The 17,903-nt window shown below is 65.7% G+C and carries 15 protein-coding genes; 3 read left to right on the top strand and 12 right to left on the bottom strand.

The features are described from left to right. Nucleotides 1-33: 33 nt before the first annotated feature. The 8 genes from AC3WUT_RS10860 to AC3WUT_RS10825 form a co-directional block, all read right to left on the bottom strand. Nucleotides 34-678, bottom strand: coding sequence for a histone (locus AC3WUT_RS10860; RefSeq protein ID WP_492347094.1), 645 nt, complete (start codon nt 676-678; stop codon nt 34-36). Between the two features lie 177 nt (nt 679-855). Then, nucleotides 856-2,019, bottom strand: a complete 1,164-nt coding sequence (locus AC3WUT_RS10855) for a ribonucleotide-diphosphate reductase subunit beta (protein ID WP_492347093.1) — start codon at nt 2,017-2,019, stop codon at nt 856-858. 219 nt (nt 2,020-2,238) lie between these two features. After that, nucleotides 2,239-5,154: a ribonucleoside-diphosphate reductase subunit alpha gene (locus tag AC3WUT_RS10850; RefSeq protein WP_492347092.1), complete on the bottom strand. Its 2,916-nt coding sequence runs from the start codon at nt 5,152-5,154 to the stop codon at nt 2,239-2,241. Nucleotides 5,155-5,504: 350 nt separating this feature from the next. Further along, entirely contained in the window at nt 5,505-6,110 is a 606-nt protein-coding gene (gene ampD / locus AC3WUT_RS10845) for a 1,6-anhydro-N-acetylmuramyl-L-alanine amidase AmpD (RefSeq protein WP_492347091.1), read from the bottom strand. Then, nucleotides 6,097-7,665 carry a sigma-54-dependent transcriptional regulator gene (locus AC3WUT_RS10840; protein WP_492347090.1) on the bottom strand — a complete coding sequence of 523 codons (1,569 nt, stop codon included), beginning with the start codon at nt 7,663-7,665 and terminating at the stop codon, nt 6,097-6,099. The genes ampD and AC3WUT_RS10840 overlap by 14 nt, the downstream gene beginning before the upstream one ends. A 2-nt stretch (nt 7,666-7,667) precedes the next feature. Further along, nucleotides 7,668-9,398 carry a sensor histidine kinase gene (locus tag AC3WUT_RS10835; protein WP_492347089.1) on the bottom strand — a complete coding sequence of 577 codons (1,731 nt, stop codon included), beginning with the start codon at nt 9,396-9,398 and terminating at the stop codon, nt 7,668-7,670. Further along, nucleotides 9,395-9,661 (bottom strand): PP0621 family protein, encoded by a 267-nt coding sequence (locus AC3WUT_RS10830; RefSeq protein ID WP_492347088.1) that lies wholly within the window; start codon nt 9,659-9,661, stop codon nt 9,395-9,397. The genes AC3WUT_RS10835 and AC3WUT_RS10830 overlap by 4 nt, the downstream gene beginning before the upstream one ends. Continuing rightward, nucleotides 9,658-10,458 carry a cytochrome C assembly family protein gene (locus AC3WUT_RS10825; protein WP_492347087.1) on the bottom strand — a complete coding sequence of 267 codons (801 nt, stop codon included), beginning with the start codon at nt 10,456-10,458 and terminating at the stop codon, nt 9,658-9,660. Before AC3WUT_RS10825 ends, AC3WUT_RS10830 begins: the two co-directional genes overlap by 4 nt. A gap of 109 nt (nt 10,459-10,567) precedes the next feature. Between AC3WUT_RS10825 and ffh the strand changes: the two genes are divergently transcribed. Continuing rightward, entirely contained in the window at nt 10,568-11,941 is a 1,374-nt protein-coding gene (gene ffh / locus AC3WUT_RS10820) for a signal recognition particle protein (RefSeq protein ID WP_492347086.1), read from the top strand. A gap of 46 nt (nt 11,942-11,987) precedes the next feature. Here ffh and miaB read toward each other — a convergent pair whose 3' ends face one another. Then, nucleotides 11,988-13,340 carry a tRNA (N6-isopentenyl adenosine(37)-C2)-methylthiotransferase MiaB gene (miaB, locus tag AC3WUT_RS10815; RefSeq protein WP_492347085.1) on the bottom strand — a complete coding sequence of 451 codons (1,353 nt, stop codon included), beginning with the start codon at nt 13,338-13,340 and terminating at the stop codon, nt 11,988-11,990. A 135-nt stretch (nt 13,341-13,475) separates the two neighbouring features. After that, nucleotides 13,476-13,856 (bottom strand): hypothetical protein, encoded by a 381-nt coding sequence (locus AC3WUT_RS10810; RefSeq protein ID WP_492347084.1) that lies wholly within the window; start codon nt 13,854-13,856, stop codon nt 13,476-13,478. Nucleotides 13,857-14,080: 224 nt separating this feature from the next. On the opposite strand from AC3WUT_RS10810, the gene AC3WUT_RS10805 reads away from it, so the two are divergent. Together AC3WUT_RS10805 and AC3WUT_RS10800 are read left to right on the top strand one after the other, a co-directional pair. Then, complete coding sequence (locus tag AC3WUT_RS10805; protein WP_492347083.1) at nt 14,081-14,443, top strand: single-stranded DNA-binding protein; 363 nt, start codon at nt 14,081-14,083, stop codon at nt 14,441-14,443. Nucleotides 14,444-14,489: 46 nt separating this feature from the next. After that, complete coding sequence (locus AC3WUT_RS10800; RefSeq protein ID WP_492347082.1) at nt 14,490-15,512, top strand: pyridoxamine 5'-phosphate oxidase family protein; 1,023 nt, start codon at nt 14,490-14,492, stop codon at nt 15,510-15,512. On the opposite strand, the gene AC3WUT_RS10795 is transcribed toward AC3WUT_RS10800, so the two are convergent. Beyond that, nucleotides 15,496-16,317 carry an alpha/beta fold hydrolase gene (locus AC3WUT_RS10795; protein ID WP_492347081.1) on the bottom strand — a complete coding sequence of 274 codons (822 nt, stop codon included), beginning with the start codon at nt 16,315-16,317 and terminating at the stop codon, nt 15,496-15,498. The genes AC3WUT_RS10800 and AC3WUT_RS10795 overlap by 17 nt on opposite strands. Beyond that, complete coding sequence (locus AC3WUT_RS10790) at nt 16,314-17,897, bottom strand: benzoate-CoA ligase family protein (protein WP_492347080.1); 1,584 nt, start codon at nt 17,895-17,897, stop codon at nt 16,314-16,316. Before AC3WUT_RS10790 ends, AC3WUT_RS10795 begins: the two co-directional genes overlap by 4 nt. Nucleotides 17,898-17,903 lie beyond the last annotated feature (6 nt).

The following is a 17,903-nucleotide window of genomic DNA, read 5'->3' as shown; positions in this document are numbered from 1 at the left end:
GGCGTCGGGCTGGCACGTTGGAGAACGTGTCGTTCAGGGCTTGTTGCCGGTCGGGAAGGGCCAGGCAGCCTGAGGGTTGAGTGTGGTCTGAGCCGACGGAGCAGCAGGAGCCACAGGGGCAGCGGCAGGCTTGGCGGGCGCTTTCTTCGCAGCAGCCTTCTTGGCAGCAGGCTTTTTGGCGGCCGGAGCCTTCTTGGCCACAGTGGCTGCGGTCTTCTTCGGTGCAGCGGCCTTCTTGGCAGGAGCAGCAGCCTTCTTGGCGGGTGCAGCGGCCTTCTTTGCAGGAGCAGCAGCCTTCTTGGCAGGTGCAGCGGCCTTCTTGGCAGGTGCAGCAGCCTTCTTCGCAGGTGCAGCGGCCTTCTTGGCAGGAGCAGCAGCCTTCTTCGCAGGCGCAGCAGCCTTCTTGGCGGGTGCAGCGGCCTTCTTCGCAGGCGCAGCAGCCTTCTTGGCGGGCGCAGCGGCCTTCTTGGCAGGCGCAGCAGCCTTCTTGGCGGGTGCAGCGGCCTTGGCAGGTGCTGCGGCCTTCTTGGCGGGTGCTGCAGCCTTGGCAGGAGCAGCGGCCTTCTTGGCGGGTGCAGCAGCCTTCTTGGCTGGGGCGGCGGCCTTCTTGGCGGGTGCAGCCGCCTTCTTTGCAGGTGCAGCGGCCTTCTTGGCGGCCGGTTTCTTCGCAGTTGCCATCATTTTCTCCTTGGTCGGATTGCAATGAACACTTGTCGCTCGCATGTCGGCGTCAAGCGATCCAGGTCTCTGGGCCTGTGCCCACAGGTCTGAATGGGGGCGCGCAACGCCACGGCAGGCGCAATGGCCGCTGCGTGGTCGGTGGGCATGAATGGGGTGGCCATGGCGTTGCGGTGATCAGTCCCAGGAAAGCGCGCCACCCGACTGATACTCGATCACGCGGGTTTCGAAGAAGTTGCGCTCTTTCTTCAGGTCGATCATTTCGCTCATCCAGGGGAAGGGGTTCTCTTCGTTGGGGAAGAGTGCCTCGAGCCCGATCTGGGTGGCACGGCGATTGGCGATGTAGCGCAGGTAGCCCTTGAACATCGAGGCGTTCAGACCCAGTACGCCGCGGGGCATGGTGTCTTCGGCGTAGGCGTATTCGAGTTCGACGGCCTTCATGAACAAGGCCTTGATCTCGTTCTTGAAGTCGGCTGTCCAGAGGTGGGGGTTCTCGAGCTTGAGCTGGTTGATCAGATCGATGCCGAAGTTGCAGTGCATCGACTCGTCGCGCAGGATGTACTGATACTGCTCGGCAGCACCGGTCATCTTGTTCTGCCGGCCAAGCGCCAGGATCTGGGTGAAGCCCACGTAGAAAAACAGGCCTTCCATGAGGCAGGCAAACACGATCAACGACTTCAGCAAGGTCTGGTCGGTCTCGACAGTGCCGGTCTTGAATTCGGGGTTCATGATCGCGTCGATGAACGGGATCAGAAATTCATCCTTGTCGCGGATCGACTTCACCTCGTTGTAGGCGTTGAAGATCTCGCTCTCATCCAGGCCCAGCGACTCCACGATGTACTGGTAGGCATGGGTGTGGATGGCTTCTTCGAAGGCCTGGCGCAGCAGGAACTGACGGCACTCGGGGGCGGTGATGTGGCGGTAGGTGCCCAGCACGATGTTGTTGGCAGCCAGCGAGTCGGCCGTCACGAAGAAGCCGAGGTTGCGCTTGATGATGCGACGCTCATCTTCGGTCAGCCCATTGGGGTCTTTCCAGAGCGCGATGTCGCGGGTCATGTTGACCTCTTGCGGCATCCAGTGATTGGCGCAGGTGGCCAGGTATTTTTCCCAGGCCCATTTGTACTTGAAGGGCACCAGCTGGTTGACGTCGGTCTGGCCGTTGATGATGCGCTTGTCGGCTGCGTTGACTCGGCGTTTGGCGCCGGCCGCGACCTCGGTTGTCGAGGCGGATGGGGTGCCGAATTCAGTGGGAGACGCGGCCTCGGCCGTGCGGCTGTTTTGCAGTTCGCCGGCGAGTGAATTTTGCGATGAGGGCTTGACTTCTTCGTCCCAGGTCAACATAGGTTTTCCAATGTCCGGATTATGAAAGCAGCCATGCAAATTGGAAAGTACCCGATGGGCGTGGCTGCCTTGTTTGTGAGAGGTTTGTTGTTCTGTCGCATCGACGCTGTGGCCCTTGCATGACGCGGCTGTCTCTGGTCGAAACAGGTCCGGGCATGCGTGGCATCCAGTGCATCGACGAAGCCCCTGACTCTCGATGCAGGGGCTTCATCAAAGGCCTTACTGGCAGGCTTCGCAGCCCGGGTCGTCGATGGCGCAGAACTTGATGTCCGTGGCCGGAATCGCATCGGCCTGTGCTCGGGCGGCCGCGGCGGCGGCTTCCAGGGCGCTGGGCTTGGGCGCGGCGCTCAGGCCGGGTTCGCTGCCCGAGGACACGGAGTTCATGCGGCCTGCTGCCACCGTCGATTTCTCGGCGTGGGTGGCACCGACGGTGCGCAGGTAGTAGGTGGTCTTGAGGCCACGCAACCAGGCCAGCTTGTAGGTGTCGTCGAGCTTCTTGCCCGAGGCGCCGGCCATGTAGATGTTCAGCGACTGGGCTTGATCGATCCACTTCTGGCGGCGTGCTGCGGCTTCGACCAGCCAGGTGGTCTCCACCTCGAAGGCGGTCGAATACAGCGCCTTGATTTCGTGCGGCACGCGGTCGATGGGGCGCAGCGAGCCATCAAAGTGCTTGAGGTCCATCACCATCACGTCGTCCCACAGGCCCAGGCGCTTGAGGTCGCGCACCAGGTAGCCGTTGATGACGGTGAACTCGCCCGACAGGTTGGACTTGACCGAGAGGTTGCCGAAGCACGGCTCGATCGAGGCATCCACACCAATGATGTTGGAGATGGTGGCCGTGGGGGCAATGGCCACGCAGTTGGAGTTGCGCATGCCGTCAGCCGCGATCTTCTTGCGCAGGGCATCCCAGTCCAGCGTGGCCGAGCGATCCACTTCGATGTAGCCGCCGCGGGCTTTTTCGAGCATGTCGATGGTGTCGAAGGGCAGGATGCCGCGGTCCCACAGCGACCCCGGGTAGCTCGAATACTTGCCACGCTCCTTGGCCAGTTCGGACGAAGCCCAGTAGGCGTAGTAGCAGATGGCTTCCATCGACCGGTCGGCGAACTCAACAGCGGCCTGCGACGCGTAGGGGATGCGCAATTCGTACAGGCTGTCCTGGAAGCCCATCAGGCCCAGGCCCACCGGGCGGTGGCGCAGGTTCGAATCACGGGCCTTCTTGACCGCGTAGTAGTTGATGTCAATCACGTTGTCGAGCATGCGCATGGCCACCTTGATGGTGCGCTTGAGCTTCTCGTGATCGAGCTTGCCGTCGGTGATGTGCTGCAGCAGGTTGACCGAGCCCAGGTTGCACACCGCCGTTTCGGTGTCGCTGGTGTTGAGCGTGATCTCGGTGCACAGGTTGGACGAGTGCACCACGCCCACGTGCTGCTGCGGCGAGCGCACGTTGCAGGCGTCCTTGAAGGTGATCCAGGGGTGGCCGGTCTCGAACAGCATGGTCAGCATCTTGCGCCACAGGTCAGTGGCCTGCAGGGTGCGGCTGGGCTTGATTTCGCCACGGGCGGCCTTCTCTTCGTAGGCCACGTAGGCGCGCTCGAAGTCAGCACCGAACAGGTCGTGCAGATCGGGCACGGTGGAGGGCGAGAACAGGGTCCAGGTGCCCTTTTCCATCACGCGGCGCATGAACAGATCGGGGATCCAGTTGGCCGTGTTCATGTCGTGGGTGCGGCGGCGGTCATCGCCGGTGTTCTTGCGCAGCTCCAGGAACTCTTCGATGTCGAGGTGCCAGGTCTCCAGGTAGGTGCAGACGGCGCCTTTGCGCTTGCCACCCTGGTTCACGGCCACGGCGGTGTCGTTCACCACCTTCAGGAACGGCACCACGCCTTGTGATTCGCCGTTGGTTCCCTTGATGTGCGAGCCCAGGGCGCGCACACGGGTCCAGTCATTGCCCAGGCCGCCGGCAAACTTGGACAGCAGGGCGTTTTCCTTGATGGATTCGTAGATGCCGTCCAGGTCGTCAGGCACCGTGGTCAGGTAGCAGCTGGAAAGCTGCGAACGCAGCGTGCCGCTGTTGAACAGCGTCGGGGTGCTGGACATGAAGTCGAAGGACGACAGCACTTCGTAGAACTCGATGGCGCGGGCCTCGCGGTCGGTCTCGTTCAATGCCAGGCCCATGGCCACGCGCATGAAAAAGGCCTGCGGCAGTTCGATGCGGGTCTTGCGCACGTGCAGGAAGTAACGGTCGTACAGGGTCTGCAGGCCCAGGTAGTCGAACTGCAGATCACGTTCGGCCTTGAGGGCTGCGCCCAGGCGGGTCAGGTCGTAGCTCAGCAGCTTTTCGTCGAGCAGTTCGTTGGCCACGCCCTTCTGAATGAACTGAGGAAAGTACTCGGCGTAGCTGCTGGCCATTTCGGCCGGGCTGACTTCGCGACCCAGCACTTCCTTGGCGATCGTGTGCAGCAGCAGGCGAGCGGTGGCGTAGGTGTAGTCCGGGTCTTTTTCGATCAGGGTACGGGCAGCCAGGATCGACGCCTTGTAGACCTCTTCCATGGGCACACCGTCGTACAGGTTGCGCATGGTCTCGGCAAAGATCGGTTCGGGCTTGACGTCGGCGCTCAGGCCTTGGCAGGCCGAGACGATCAGCGAACGCAGGTAGGCCTCGTCGAGGGCCAGGCGTTGGCCGTTCTCGGTCACGTGCAGGGTCGGCACTGGGGGCTTGGCTTGCTCGACCTGGTGAGCACGTTCCTGGGCGCGGCGTTCACGGTACAGCACGTAGGCTCGGGCCACTTCATGGTGGCTGCCACGCATCAGACCCAGTTCAACCTGGTCTTGCACGTCTTCGATCGGGAAGGTGCCGCCACCTGGGCGCGAGCGCATCAGCGCCTTGACCACGCCTTGGGTCAGGGCATCGACCACATCGCGCACGCTGGCCGAAGCCGCGCCTTGTGTGCCATGCACAGCCAGGAAGGCCTTCATCATGGCCACGGCAATCTTCTGCGGCTCAAAGGGCACCACCGCACCGTTGCGGCGGATGATCTGGTAGTGCGCAAGCACGCTGGGCACGCCGGATTCGGCGGCTTCGGGAGGCGAGGTGGTGCTGGTCGAGGCCGAGGCCGGGGCGTTCGTGGCAACTTGCATGGATTCCTCTTCTTGAACTGTTTTCAGGGGAGAAGGCACGGCTCGGGTGGGAGCGTGCGAGTGATGGGGGTGGTTCGATCGAACCGATCGTTACACACTATATCTGGGGCCTTGAGTGAATTCAAGACACTACCCGTAGTGTACCAAGCCCAAAGATGGGCGCAGGCAAAGGGTCTTTATTTCACTTTGTGATTGCTGTATGAGGGGCGGCTTCAAAAGCCGCGCCAGGACTGCGCTTCAAGTCAGCGAGCCGCTTGTTTCATGGCTTTGCCGGGCATTTCAGCCTGCCGGGCCGCATGGTTTCTGCGCATCGCCGCGGCGTCCGAGCAGCACCTGAAGCCGCAAAAAAATCAGGACCGCGGCAAATGCGCCACGGCCATAGGGAAAAATCCTGAGGGCCAGTCGAGCTGGCCGATCAGCCCAGGCCAGTCAAAACCCGCCCCGGGATCGTGTTTGCGACCCGGTGCAATGTGTTCGTGACCCGCCACGTGAGCGATGGGGTAGTGGCAGCGCAAAGCCTGACACAGCCCGATCAGGGTCGCGTATTGTGCCACCGTGAAAGTGCTTCCTTCGAGACCTTCGAGTTCAATGCCTATCGAGTCGTCATTGCAGTTGTCCCGGCCCCGGTAATGCGAGCGGCCGGCGTGCCAAGCCCGCTCATTGCAATCGACAAATTGCCACAGCTCGCCATCGCGTCGGATGTAGAAGTGCGAGGACACCTCCAGTCCACGGATCTGATCAAAGTAGGGGTGGGCGTCCCAATCCAGTTGGTTGGTGAACAGCTGCTGCACCTCGTCGCCACCATACTGGCCCGGTGGCAGACTGATCGAGTGCAGCACGATCAGGTCGATGCAGGCGCGCTCGGGGCGCGGGCCGAAGTTGGGTGAGGCCAGGGCCCGGGCAGGGGTGTACCAGCCCCCTCGCCACAAGGGGGGCGCCGGGTCAGCCGGCTTCATGGCTTTCGCTGTCCTGGGGAATGGGAATGTTCAGGCGTTCGATCCGATAGCGGATCTGGCGCAGGCTCAGACCCAGGCGGGCTGCGGTGGCGGTCCGGTTGAACTGGTTGTCTTCGAGGGCTCGCATCAGGATGGCGCGCTCCTGTTCGTCCAGATAGGCCTGCAGATCGAAGGGCAGCGGATCAGGCGGTGCAGGGGGGGCGCCGCCTGCCGCGGAGGCGGGTTGCGGGGTGCTGGCGTCCCCGTGCGGCAGGGTCGGCTGGGCGGTCGACACCTGGCTGGCCGTGGGGAGGGCTGCAGGGGCTTCGGCCTTGCAGGGGAGGGCGCCTCCCTGGAGCCACAGCGCCTGATCCATGGCCAGTTCATCGCCTTCGCTCAAGGCCACCGCGCGGTGCAGGAGGTTCTCCAGTTCGCGCACATTGCCCGCCAAGGGCAGGGCATACAGCGGGGCCATGGCCTGTTCGGTCAGGCGTGGCGCGGCCAACCCCGACTCGCGCGCGATGCGGTCAAGCAAGGCCTGACAGAGCAGGGGCAGGTCTTCGCGCCGCTCGCGCAGCGGCGGCACCACCACTTCGATCACATTGAGGCGGTAGTACAGATCCTGCCGGAAACGCCCGGCCAGCACCTCGGCGGCCAGGTCCTTGTGGGTCGCGCTGACGATGCGCACGTCCACCGGGATCTCCTGGGTCGAGCCCAGGGGGCGGATGCTGCGTTCCTGGATCGCCCGCAGCAGTTTGGATTGCATGGCCAGGGGCAGGTCGCCGATCTCGTCAAGAAACAGCGTCCCGCCGCTGGCGGCCTGGAAGTAGCCCTCGCGGTCCTGTTGGGCCCCGGTGTAGGAGCCCTTGCGGGCCCCGAAGAACTCGGCTTCGAGCAGGCTTTCAGGAATGGCGCCGCAATTCACCGCCACCAGTGGCCCGTGGCCGCGCTGGCTGCAGGCGTGCAGCGCACGCGCCACCAGCTCTTTGCCGGTACCGGACTCGCCGCGCACCAGCACCGGGGCCATGCCGCGCGCCACCTTGCCGACGCGCTGCTTGACCGACTGCAGGGCTTCGGACTGGCCGACCAGCCGCTCCAGCGCCTGCAAGCCGCCGGGTGGAGTGCCCAGGCCGGGCTCGACGGGGTGGGCCATTTCGCGGGCAGCAATCACCAGCGTCTCCCGGCTGCCTTGTACCGCAGAGGCCACCACGGTGCGGAACTGCTTGAGGTCGACCGGCTTGGTCAGGTAGTCGAAGGCGCCGGCCTTGAGGGCCTCGACCGCATTCTCGGCCGAGCCATAGGCGGTCATGACCACGCAGCGCTCAGGGCGCTGGCGGGTCCGCAATTGCTTGAGCAGATCGAGCCCCAGCCCGTCAGGCAGGCGCATGTCGGTGATCACGGCGTCGAAACTGCGCTCGTCCAGGCAGGCCCTGGCTTCAGCCAGGCTGCCTGCGGCCTCCACGCGGTAACCCTCGCGCAGCAGCGTGAGTTCATACAGCGTGCGCAGATCGGGCTCGTCATCCACAACCAGGATGTGGGCCGGCGCCGGCAGCGATGGGGAAGGGGGACTGGACATGGTCAGCTGGGCATTGTGTCAAACGCAAGCTGGGGCTGTCCATCACTGGCCAGGGCAGCCGTGAAATCAAGCACGAAGGCATTGCCGTCCAAGGTGCCGCGGGCCGTGGCCGCCGGGGTGCGGCGGTAGGCGATGTGGGCGCCATGGCGCTCGCACAGTTGGCGGCAGATGTACAGACCCAGTCCGGAAGACCGGCTCTCGGACGAGAAAAAGGGTTCAAACAGGTGGCGCTCCACACTGGGCTCCATGGGGGCACCATCGCTCCACACCATCAGGCCGGGGGCCTGACCCGCCCGAGACCGGGTCGACACCTGCAGCGAGTCGGGATGGGGGCCCTGGTATCGCAGGGCGTTGTCCAGCAGGTTGTCCAGCACCCGGCGCAGGTGCTCGGGGTCGAAGTGGACCGACGTCAGGCCCGCCTGAAGATCCAGCTGCACGCGTCGCCTGGCTGGATCGCGCTGGCACCATTCCCGGCAGCAGGCCGCCACGCTGGCATCCAGCGCCATGGCGCTGGCCGGGTCAGCGCCCGGCTGATGTTCCACCCGGGCGATGTCGAGCACCTCTTCGACGATGCGGGCCAGGCGTTGCGCATTGTGTTGAACCATCTGCACCAGCCTTCGCTGGCCCGGGTCCTGCACGTCTTCTTCCAGCAGGGCGTTGGCCTGGGTGATGGCCGCCAGCGGGTTGCGGATCTCATGCGCCATGGCGGCCGACACCCGACCCATGGCCGCCAGCTTCTCGGTGCGCAGCCGGGCCTCCAGCTCGCGCAGATCGTGCACGAACATGACGCACAGCTTGCCGGCCCCTTGCTGACCACTGCGGGTCAGCTGCGTGCGCACATGCACTTGGGCCAGGCTTTGGGCGTCCAGGCGCAGTTCGGTGTCCTGCACTTGTGGCAAGGCCTGGCCAAAGGTGGCACGGGCCAGGTCCAGCAGGGGTTGCCACTGCGGGTGGGTGCCCAGCCAGAAGCCCGGCGCGGCTTGGGCCGCCGCCGGCCCCAGCAAGGCACGAGCCGCCGGGTTCAGGGCGCATACCACCTCGCGGGCGTCGATCACCAGCACCCCATCGCGCAGGTGCTCGATCACCAGGGTGTTGACCTGGGCCTGCACCTGGGCCGCCAGCCGGCTGCTGTTTGAAATACGCTCTTCGCGGGCCAGGCGCTGGGCCAGTTGATGCACCAGCAGGCCCACCACGAAGTAGCCACCACCCGTGATGCCGGCCTGCATGAGCGGGGCCGCCGCATCGTTGCCGGTCAGCAGGTGCTGGCTCCAGGTCTGTACCAGCAGCAGCAGCGTGCCGGCCGCCGCACTCGACAGCGTCAGCAGGCGCGAGCCCAGCGTGGCGGCCATCAGCACCGGCATCACGATCAGGGGCGTGTAATTCATGCTGCCGCTCTGCAACCATTGCAAGCCCGAAAACACCAGCAGATCCAGCCCCAGGGTGGGCAACCAGTGGGGCCCCATCTCCGGATTGGGCGGCTGCGGTGTCGCTCGCCAACGGGCCAGCAGTGTCAGACCGAAATACACCCCGCCCAAGCCCATCACCCAGATGTTGATCGGCGGGGTCAGGAGGTTGCTCAGGCCCTGCAGCATCAGCAAGGCCAGGGCCAGCATCAGCCGGGCGGTCAGAAACCCGTGCCACAGCCGGGACGGCGTGCCCGGCGGCGACAGCCATTCGGATGATTCGGGGTCGAGTGCGCTGAACCAGGACGCCGGTGCGTCGTCAGCGCTCATGCCTGGCGGCCGCTCTGGCGGTGGGCCGCGCTGCAGTAGAACGGCGCACTGCCGCCCGGGCCGTCGGCCAGGGCTTCACTGCGGGGCAGGTGCAGGCCGCAGTGGGCGCAGGCCACCATGTCTTGCGGCTCAGCGCCGGTGCGTGGGGCAGGTCGCGCCGCAGGGGGCGCCGGTCTGGCGTCCCGGGTTTCTGCCATGCGCCCCTGGCGCCACAGCCAGTAGACGCCCAGCGCAATGCCAATGATCAGCAGGTATTTGCTCATGCGCCCCCCCGGCTCAGCAGCACTTCCATCACGAAGCGCGAGCCCACATAGGCCAGCAGCAGCAGGCCCGAGCCGATGTACAGGATGCGCAGGGCCCGGCGCCCCCGCCAGCCGAAGCGCGAGCGGCCCAGCAGCAGCACGGCAAAGGTCAGCCAGGACAGCACCGAGAACACGGTCTTGTGATTCCAGCGCCAGGCCTGGCCGTAAAGCACCTCGCCAAACAACCAACCGGCCAGCAGGGTGGCGGTCAGCAGCACAAAGCCGGCGGCCACGAAGCGGAAGGTGAGGCGCTCCAGTGTCAGCAGCGGCACCCCGCTGTGCGGGTCGGCAGCCTGCCTGATGCGGTGTTCAGCCCGGGTCATGAGCCAGGCATGCACCACGGCCGCCGAGAACATGCCGTACGAGGCAATGCCCAGTGCCCAGTGCAGCGGCAGCCAGGGCGAGGCGCTGACGTGCAATGCCTGCCCCGGAAACACCAGCGACAGCAGCACGGTGAAGGCGCCCAGGCCGGCCAGGGCCCAGCGGGCCTGGAGTTGTGGAAACAGCCGGCTCTCGATGGCGTACACCGTCAGCACCAGCCAGGCCGTGACGGACAGGGCCGGGGCAAAACCGAATCGGGGTGGCTCGCCAGCCAGCCCCAGCATCAACACGCCGGCGTGCAGCAACCAGGCCAGCAGCAGGGAAAAGCGCACGCCGCGCGGCGCGATGCGCGAGGCGGCGGCCGCAGGAACGGCGTAGGCGGCGGCGGCTGCCAGGCCCAGCAGCACCAGACCGGTGGACTCACTGGATAAAATCATGGATCACAGTTTAGCGTCTTGCACATGGGTGCCCGGCGCGCTGCCCGCCGTCTTTGCCTGGCGCAAGCCCTGCAGGCCCAGCCCGCTCAACCCTCTCGGAACATCAAACATGGCCTCCGCCCTTACCGACAAACTTTCGCGCCTCGTCAAGCAGATGAGCGGCCAGGCGCGCATCACCGAGTCCAACGTGGCCGACATGCTGCGCGAGGTTCGCATGGCGTTGCTTGAGGCCGACGTGGCCCTGCCGGTGGTGCGCGACTTCATTGCCCGTGTCAAGGACAAGGCCCTGGGCCAGGACGTGCTGGGCTCGCTCAAGCCCGGGCAGGCCCTGGTGGGCATCGTCAACCGCGAGCTGGCCGCGACCATGGGTGAAGGCATCGCCGACATCAACCTGGCCACCCAGCCGCCGGCGGTCATCCTCATGGCGGGTCTGCAGGGGGCCGGCAAGACCACCACCACCGCCAAGCTGGCCAAGCACCTGATCGAAAAGCGCAAGAAGAAGGTGCTGACCGTGTCGGGCGACGTCTACCGCCCTGCCGCCATCGAGCAGCTCAAGACCGTCACGGCCCAGGCCGGTGCCGAGTGGTTTCCCAGCACCCCGGATCAAAAGCCCCTGGACATTGCCCACGCGGCCCTCGATTACGCCAAGAAACATTACTTTGACGTGTTGCTGGTTGACACGGCCGGCCGCCTCGCCATCGACGAAGTGCTGATGCAGGAGATCCAGCAGCTGCACGCGGCCCTCAAGCCGGTCGAAACCCTGTTCGTGGTCGACGCCATGCAGGGTCAGGATGCGGTCAACACGGCCAAGGCCTTCAAGGAGGCCCTGCCGCTCACCGGCATCGTGCTCACCAAGCTCGACGGTGACTCGCGTGGTGGTGCGGCCCTGTCGGTGCGCCAGGTCACCGGCGCCCCGATCAAGTTTGCCGGGGTGTCCGAAAAGATCGATGGTCTGGAGGTGTTCGATGCCGAGCGCCATGCCGGTCGAATCCTGGGCATGGGCGACATCGTGGCCCTGGTCGAGCAGGTCACGGCCGGGGTCGACCTGGAGGCTGCCCAGAAGCTGGCGGCCAAGGTCAAGAGTGGCGACGGCTTTGACCTGAACGACTTCCTGTCCCAGATCCAGCAGATGAAGCAGATGGGGGGCTTGTCCAGCCTCATGGACAAGCTGCCGGCGCAGCTCACCGCCAAGGCTGGCCAGATGGACATGGACAAGGCCGAGCGCGACATCCGCCGCAAGGAAGGCATCATCTGCAGCATGACTGCCCTGGAGCGCCGCAAGCCCGAGTTGATCAAGGCCACGCGCAAGCGCCGCATTGCCAACGGGGCGGGTGTTCAGGTGCAGGAAGTGAACCGCCTGCTCAACGAGTTTGAGCAGATGCAGACGATGATGAAGAAGATGAAGGGCGGCGGCCTCATGAAGATGATGAAGCGCATGGGCGGGATGAAGGGCATGAAAGGCATGCCGGGCATGCCTTTCTGAAGCCCGGGGCGCCCCTCCGCAGGGGCGCCTTGCCCAGGGCGGGGCCTCAGGCGCTTTCGCGCACCAGCACTTCGCCGCGCAGCGAGTGCGGCATGGCCTGGGTGATCTTCACGTCGATCAACTGGCCGATCAGCCGCTGAGGGTTGGGCCCGGCCGGGAAGTTCACCGCCCGGTTGCATTCGGTGCGGCCCATCAGTTCGGGGTTCTCGGCGCTCGACTTGCGTGAAGGCCCTTCCACCAGAATGCGTTGCACCGTGCCGAAGCGGGTGTCGCTGATGCGCTTCATGTTGTCTTCGATGGCGGCCTGCACCTGCTGCAGGCGGCGCAGCTTGACCTCGTGCGGGGTGTCGTCAGGCAGGTTGGCGGCCGGGGTGCCCGGGCGCGGGCTGAAGATGAAGCTGAACGAGTTGTCAAAGCCCACATCGTCGATCAGCTTCATCATCTTGCTGAAATCGTCCTCGGTCTCACCCGGAAAGCCCACGATGAAATCGCTGCTCATGGCCATGTCAGGGCGGATGGCGCGCAGCTTGCGCACCGTGCTCTTGTATTCCATGGCGGTGTAGCCGCGCTTCATGGCCATCAGGATGCGGTCGCTGCCGTGCTGCACCGGCAGGTGCAGGTGGCTGACCAGCTTGGGCACTTTGTCGTACACATCGATCAGGCGCTGGGTGAATTCATTCGGGTGGCTGGTGGTGTAGCGGATGCGCTCGATGCCGGGGATGTCGGCGATGTACTCGATCAGCAGCGCAAAGTCGGCGATCTCGGCGGTGTCGCCCATGGTGCCGCGGTAGGCGTTCACGTTCTGCCCCAGCAGCGTGACTTCGCGCACGCCCTGGTCGGCCAGGCCCGCCACCTCCACCAGCACGTCCTCGAAGGGGCGGCTCATCTCTTCACCGCGGGTGTAGGGCACCACGCAGTAGCTGCAGTACTTGCTGCAGCCTTCCATGATCGACACAAAGGCCGAGGCCCCCTCCACACGGGCCGGCGGCAGGTGGTCGAACTTTTCGATCTCGGGAAAGCTGATGTCCACCTGGGGGCGCTCCAGTCGCGCGCGGGCCTTGAGCATCTCGGGCAGTCGGTGCAGGGTCTGTGGCCCGAACACCACGTCCACGTAGGGCGCACGCTTGATGATCTCGGCGCCTTCCTGGCTGGCCACGCAGCCGCCCACGCCGATCAGCACGCCCTTTTTCTTCAGGTGCTGCACCCGGCCCAGGTCCGAAAACACTTTCTCCTGGGCCTTTTCGCGCACCGAGCAGGTGTTGAACAGGATCAGGTCGGCCTCGTCCACATTCTGGGTCGGCTCATAGCCCTGGGCGGCATGGAGCACGTCGGCCATCTTGTCCGAGTCGTACTCGTTCATCTGGCAGCCAAAGGTTTTGATGAAGACTTTTTTGCTCATGGCAGTTCTCGTTCGTGGGGGGGCGCGGGCCATCGAGGCTCGGCGGGCTCAGAAAAAGGGGGGCAGGCAGGTGCGCACCGGTGCGGATTGGTCCCGGCGCGTCGACGGGGCACCGCGCTCAGGTCAACGCGCTTTTTATTTGACCGGTACCGTGACGACGATGTTGGTGGTCGGGGCGGCCGAGGCGCGTTTGAGCGCTGCTTCTTCGGCCGTCAGGATCCACACCTCATGCACCAGCTGGTACGTGTCACGGGTGTAGTTCACGGTCAGGCTCTGGTTGACCAGCGAGCCCGACAGCACCATCAGGTTGCGGGCATCCCGGATGCGGGCACCCGGCGACAGCCGGGTCTGCACCCCGTCCAGGGACACGATGGGTGGTTGGGTGACCACCAGCGTGCCGCGCAGTGCGGACGCCGGAAACTCACGCACCTCCGCATGGGCCGCGACGGCCATCACACTGGCCAGCATGGCCCAGCGCGGGGCATGGTGTAAAAAAATGTTCAGGCAGCGGTTCATGGTGTATATCCAGAGGCTGTGCGGAAGGGCGTCAGACAGGCTGAGCCCCGGGGCGTGGGAGACTGGGCCGCTTGAGCGTCAGTCCGGGCGCGATTGTGCCAGAGCCTGGGCGACACTGAAAAATACACCGCCCTCAACGGCGTTGCCTTTTGGGGCGCGTCCATGTGGGTAAGCTATCGGGTGGCACCGGCGTGGTGGCGCATGCCTTGCAAGGATTGAGAAAAATGATTGATGGATTGATTTGTGGCCGACTGCATGGCGCCCCTGAGTCGCGTATCGACCGGCACAACCAGCCTTTTGCGGTGGCCCGGGTGCGGGCCTCGGCCAGCGATGGCGAGAATCTGTTTGTGAACGTGATCGCCTTTGACACTGAGGTGGTGGACGGCCTGTTGGCCCTGGGCGACGGCGATTCAGTGGCCCTGTCGGGCAGCCTGACGCCGAGAGTCTGGACCGACAAACAAGGCAATCACCGGCCTTCGCTCGACATGGTGGCCCATCAGGTGGTGACGGCCTACCATGTGCAACACCGCCGTGCCTTGGCTGCTGGCCACGACGATGCCCTGTTTTCAGACCACCACGAGCGCTGAAGACCGCATGCGCTCCGGCCCATCCCTGAACAGCGAGGAGCCTGGCATGGCCCATGAATCCCGGCTTGATGGTGCACTGCGTCAATTGCTGGCCGACACCCGTGTGGCCGCCCTGGGCACCTGCACCGACACGGGTGAGCCCTCTGTGTCGATGGTGCCCTTTGCCCTCGTGGCCGACGGGCCCTGGGTGGTGATCCACGTGAGTGCCCTGGCGGCCCACACGCGCTACTTGCAGGCCCGCAGCGCGGTCTCGCTGTTGATCACCCAGGCCGAAGTGGCGGGTGCGCCGGTGCATGATCTGCAGCGGCTCACGCTGCAGGCTCAGGCCAGGGTGCTGCAAGCCGAGGGGCCCGACCATGGCGAGTGGCTTTTGTGCCGTGCCGCTTACCTGAGTCGCTTCCCTGAGGCCGCTCCCATGACCGAACTGGGTGATTTCCGTTTTGTGTGCCTCACCCCCACGTCGGGCCGCCACATCGCCGGTTTTGGTGCGGCGCGCACGCTGGAGCCCGAGTCACTGCAGCCTTTGCTGCGCCCCCTGTCCGGCAGCTACGAGGCGGATGCGGGGCTGCGCCGTCTGCAGGCCGTGCTGCGGAACCTGCCAGAACCCCGTCCCCCTCGGCTGATCAGCCTGCTGCAACTGGGGTCGCAGCGCTGCCAGGTGCTGGTCGGTGATGGCGAGCAAGCCGCGCTGACCCTGGAGCTGCCGCTGGGCACGCTGAGCCTGCCCGAACGCCTGTGGCGGCATGATCCGCCCCGGCCCGCCGAGCTGGAAGCCGCGATTGCCGAGGTCGAAGACGAGCTGATGCGCCTGGTGCCGCGCCTGCCGGTGGGCACGGCCCTGCACGGTGCTGACCCTCTGCTGCGTCAGATCGTGGAGCAGGCCGGCGGTGGCAATACCCTGAGCCTGGACGCCCTTGAGCGCCTTTTCAACCGCGTGTGTGCAGTCTCTGAAGGGCGGCCCGCCGTCACCGAAGGGCTGCCCGAAGGCCAAGCCTTTGCCGCCGGGGTGCTGATCCTGCGTGAGTTCATGCACCACCTGTCTTTCGACGCCCTCACGCTGGTCGATTGAGCGCTGGCGCTGGGTCGGAGACAAAAGCCTGCACGGCCGCGATCAGCCGCTCGGGCTGGTCCCGGTGGGGTGAATGGCCGCAGTCGGGCAGCGCCAGCAGTTGCGTGTGCGGGGCCTGGCGAGCAATGCCCCGGATCTGCTCCAGCGTGCCGTACTCATCGTCCAGCCCTTGCACGGCCAGCACGGGGCAGCGGATGTGTTGCAGTTCGGCCGCGATGTTCCAGCCGCGGAAATCCGGGCTCAGCCAGATTCGGTTCCAGCCCCAGAAGGCCGAATCCGGGTCGTCGTGGTAGCGGGCCAGGCCGGTCCGCAGCGTCCCGCTTTCGTAAGCCTGGCGCGCCGCTTCGATGCTGCGCACGGAGATGTCTTCCACCAGGATGTGGGGGGCCAGCACGATGGCCCCCGCCAAGGCCGTGCCGGCGCCTGCGGCGTACAGCAGGGTGATCGAGCCCCCATCGCTGTGACCGAACAGCCACAGTGCCGGCGCTTGCGGGCCGCTGAGGCCCAGGGCCTGCAGCAGGGCCGGCAGCAGCTCATGGGCCTGGCGGTGCATGAAGTCGGGGCCCCAGACGTCTGAGGCCGGGCGCGGCGTCGAACGGCCATAACCCGGGCGGGAGTACACCAGGCCACGCCAGCCCAGCGCATCGCACAGGCGCTGCGGAAAGTCCTTCCACATCGCCACCGAGCCCAGGCCCTCATGCAGAAACACCAGCACCGGGGTGGTGATGCGGTCCGGGTTGATCCAGGCGACCTCGATCTCGACCGCCCCCCCGTTCCAGGCCACGGGCACGTGTTGCGCGCTCATGGACGCGAGGCCTCCAGTTCGCGCAGCTTGAAGCGCTGGATCTTGCCGGTCGCGGTCTTGGGCAACTCCTCCAGAAACTCGATCTGGCGAGGGTACTTGTACGGTGCCAGGCGTTCCTTCACGAAAGCCTTGAGCTCGTCTTCGCTGCAGACCTGGCCGGGCTTGAGCACCACAAAGGCCTTGGTCTTGGTCAGGCCCTCGGCGTCGGGCACCCCGATCACGGCCGCCTCCAACACCGCCGGGTGCTGCACCAGCGTGGCCTCGACCTCGAAGGGCGACACATAGATGCCGCTGACCTTGAGCATGTCATCACTGCGCCCGGCATAGGTGTAGGTGCCGTCGGTGTTGTGGATGTATTTGTCGCCGCTCTTGGTCCAGCCGCCCTGGAAGGTCTCGCGCGTCTTTTCCCGGTTGTTCCAGTACATCAGGGCGGACGAGGGCCCGCGCACGTACAGATCGCCGGGTTCGCCATCGGGCACCGGCTGGCCATCCTCGCCGCGCAGGTCGATGTCATAGCCGGGCACCGGCGTGCCGGTGGTGCCATAGCGCACCGCCCCCACCCGGTTGGACAGGTAGATGTGCAGCATCTCGGTGGAGCCGATGCCATCGATGATCTCGACCCCGAAGTGGCGGGTGAAGCGCTCGCCGATGTCGGCCGGCAGGGCCTCCCCGGCCGACGAGCACAGGCGCAGCGCCACCTGATCGCGCGCGGGTAGCCTGGGCGAACTCAGCATGCCGGCAAAGCCGGTCGGGGCGCCGAAGAACACCGTGGGGCGTTGCTCGGTCCAGCGCTGGAAGGTGGCGTCCGGCGTGGGCCGTTCGGGCATCAGCACGGTGGTGGCCCCCACGCTGAGCGGAAAGCTCAGTGCGTTGCCCAGGCCGTAGGCAAAGAACAGCTTGGCCGCAGAGAAGCAGATGTCGTCCTCGCGCAAGCCCAGGATCGGGCCGCCATACAACTCGGCCGTCCAGTACGGGTTGCCCTGCAGGTGCACCGTGCCCTTGGGGCGGCCGGTGGAGCCCGAGGAGTACAGCCAGAAGCCAGGGTCATCCGGGCCGGTGGCGGCGGGGGCGGCATGGGGCTCACCCTGGCTCAGAAAGCTTTCGAAGTCCATCACACCCTCGGCCAGCGGGCCGGTGGGGCGCGAGGCGATGACTCGCCGCACCTCGTGCTCGCCCCGGGTCATGGCCGATTGCAGCACCGGCAGCAGCGCGGCCGACACCAGCACGGCGCGGGCACGGCTGTGCTCCAGCATGTAGGCGTAATCGTCGGCCGTCAGCAAGGTGTTCACGGCCACCGGCACGATGCCCGCGTGCATGGCCCCCAGAAAGGCCACCGGCCAGTCGTTGCAGTCGTGCATCAGCAACAGCACACGCTCCTCGCGATGCACGCCGCTGGCCAGCAGGGCCGAGCCCAGGCGGCGGATGCGCTGGGCCAGTTCGCCGTAGCTCAGCTGGCCCTGGTCGTCGATGTAGGCGGCCTTGGCGCCGCGTCCGGCATTGCGCTCGATCAGGTGCTGGGCAAAGTTGAAACCGGGTCCCGGCGGGGGCACGTTGGCTATTGGCGCTGTGGGGGTGTTCATGTCGGT

Source organism: Curvibacter sp. EU05-FHT14A10 (assembly GCF_058791075.1).
The sequence above is the reverse complement of the archived record's forward strand: the minus strand, read 5'-3'. Positions and strand labels throughout refer to the sequence as shown.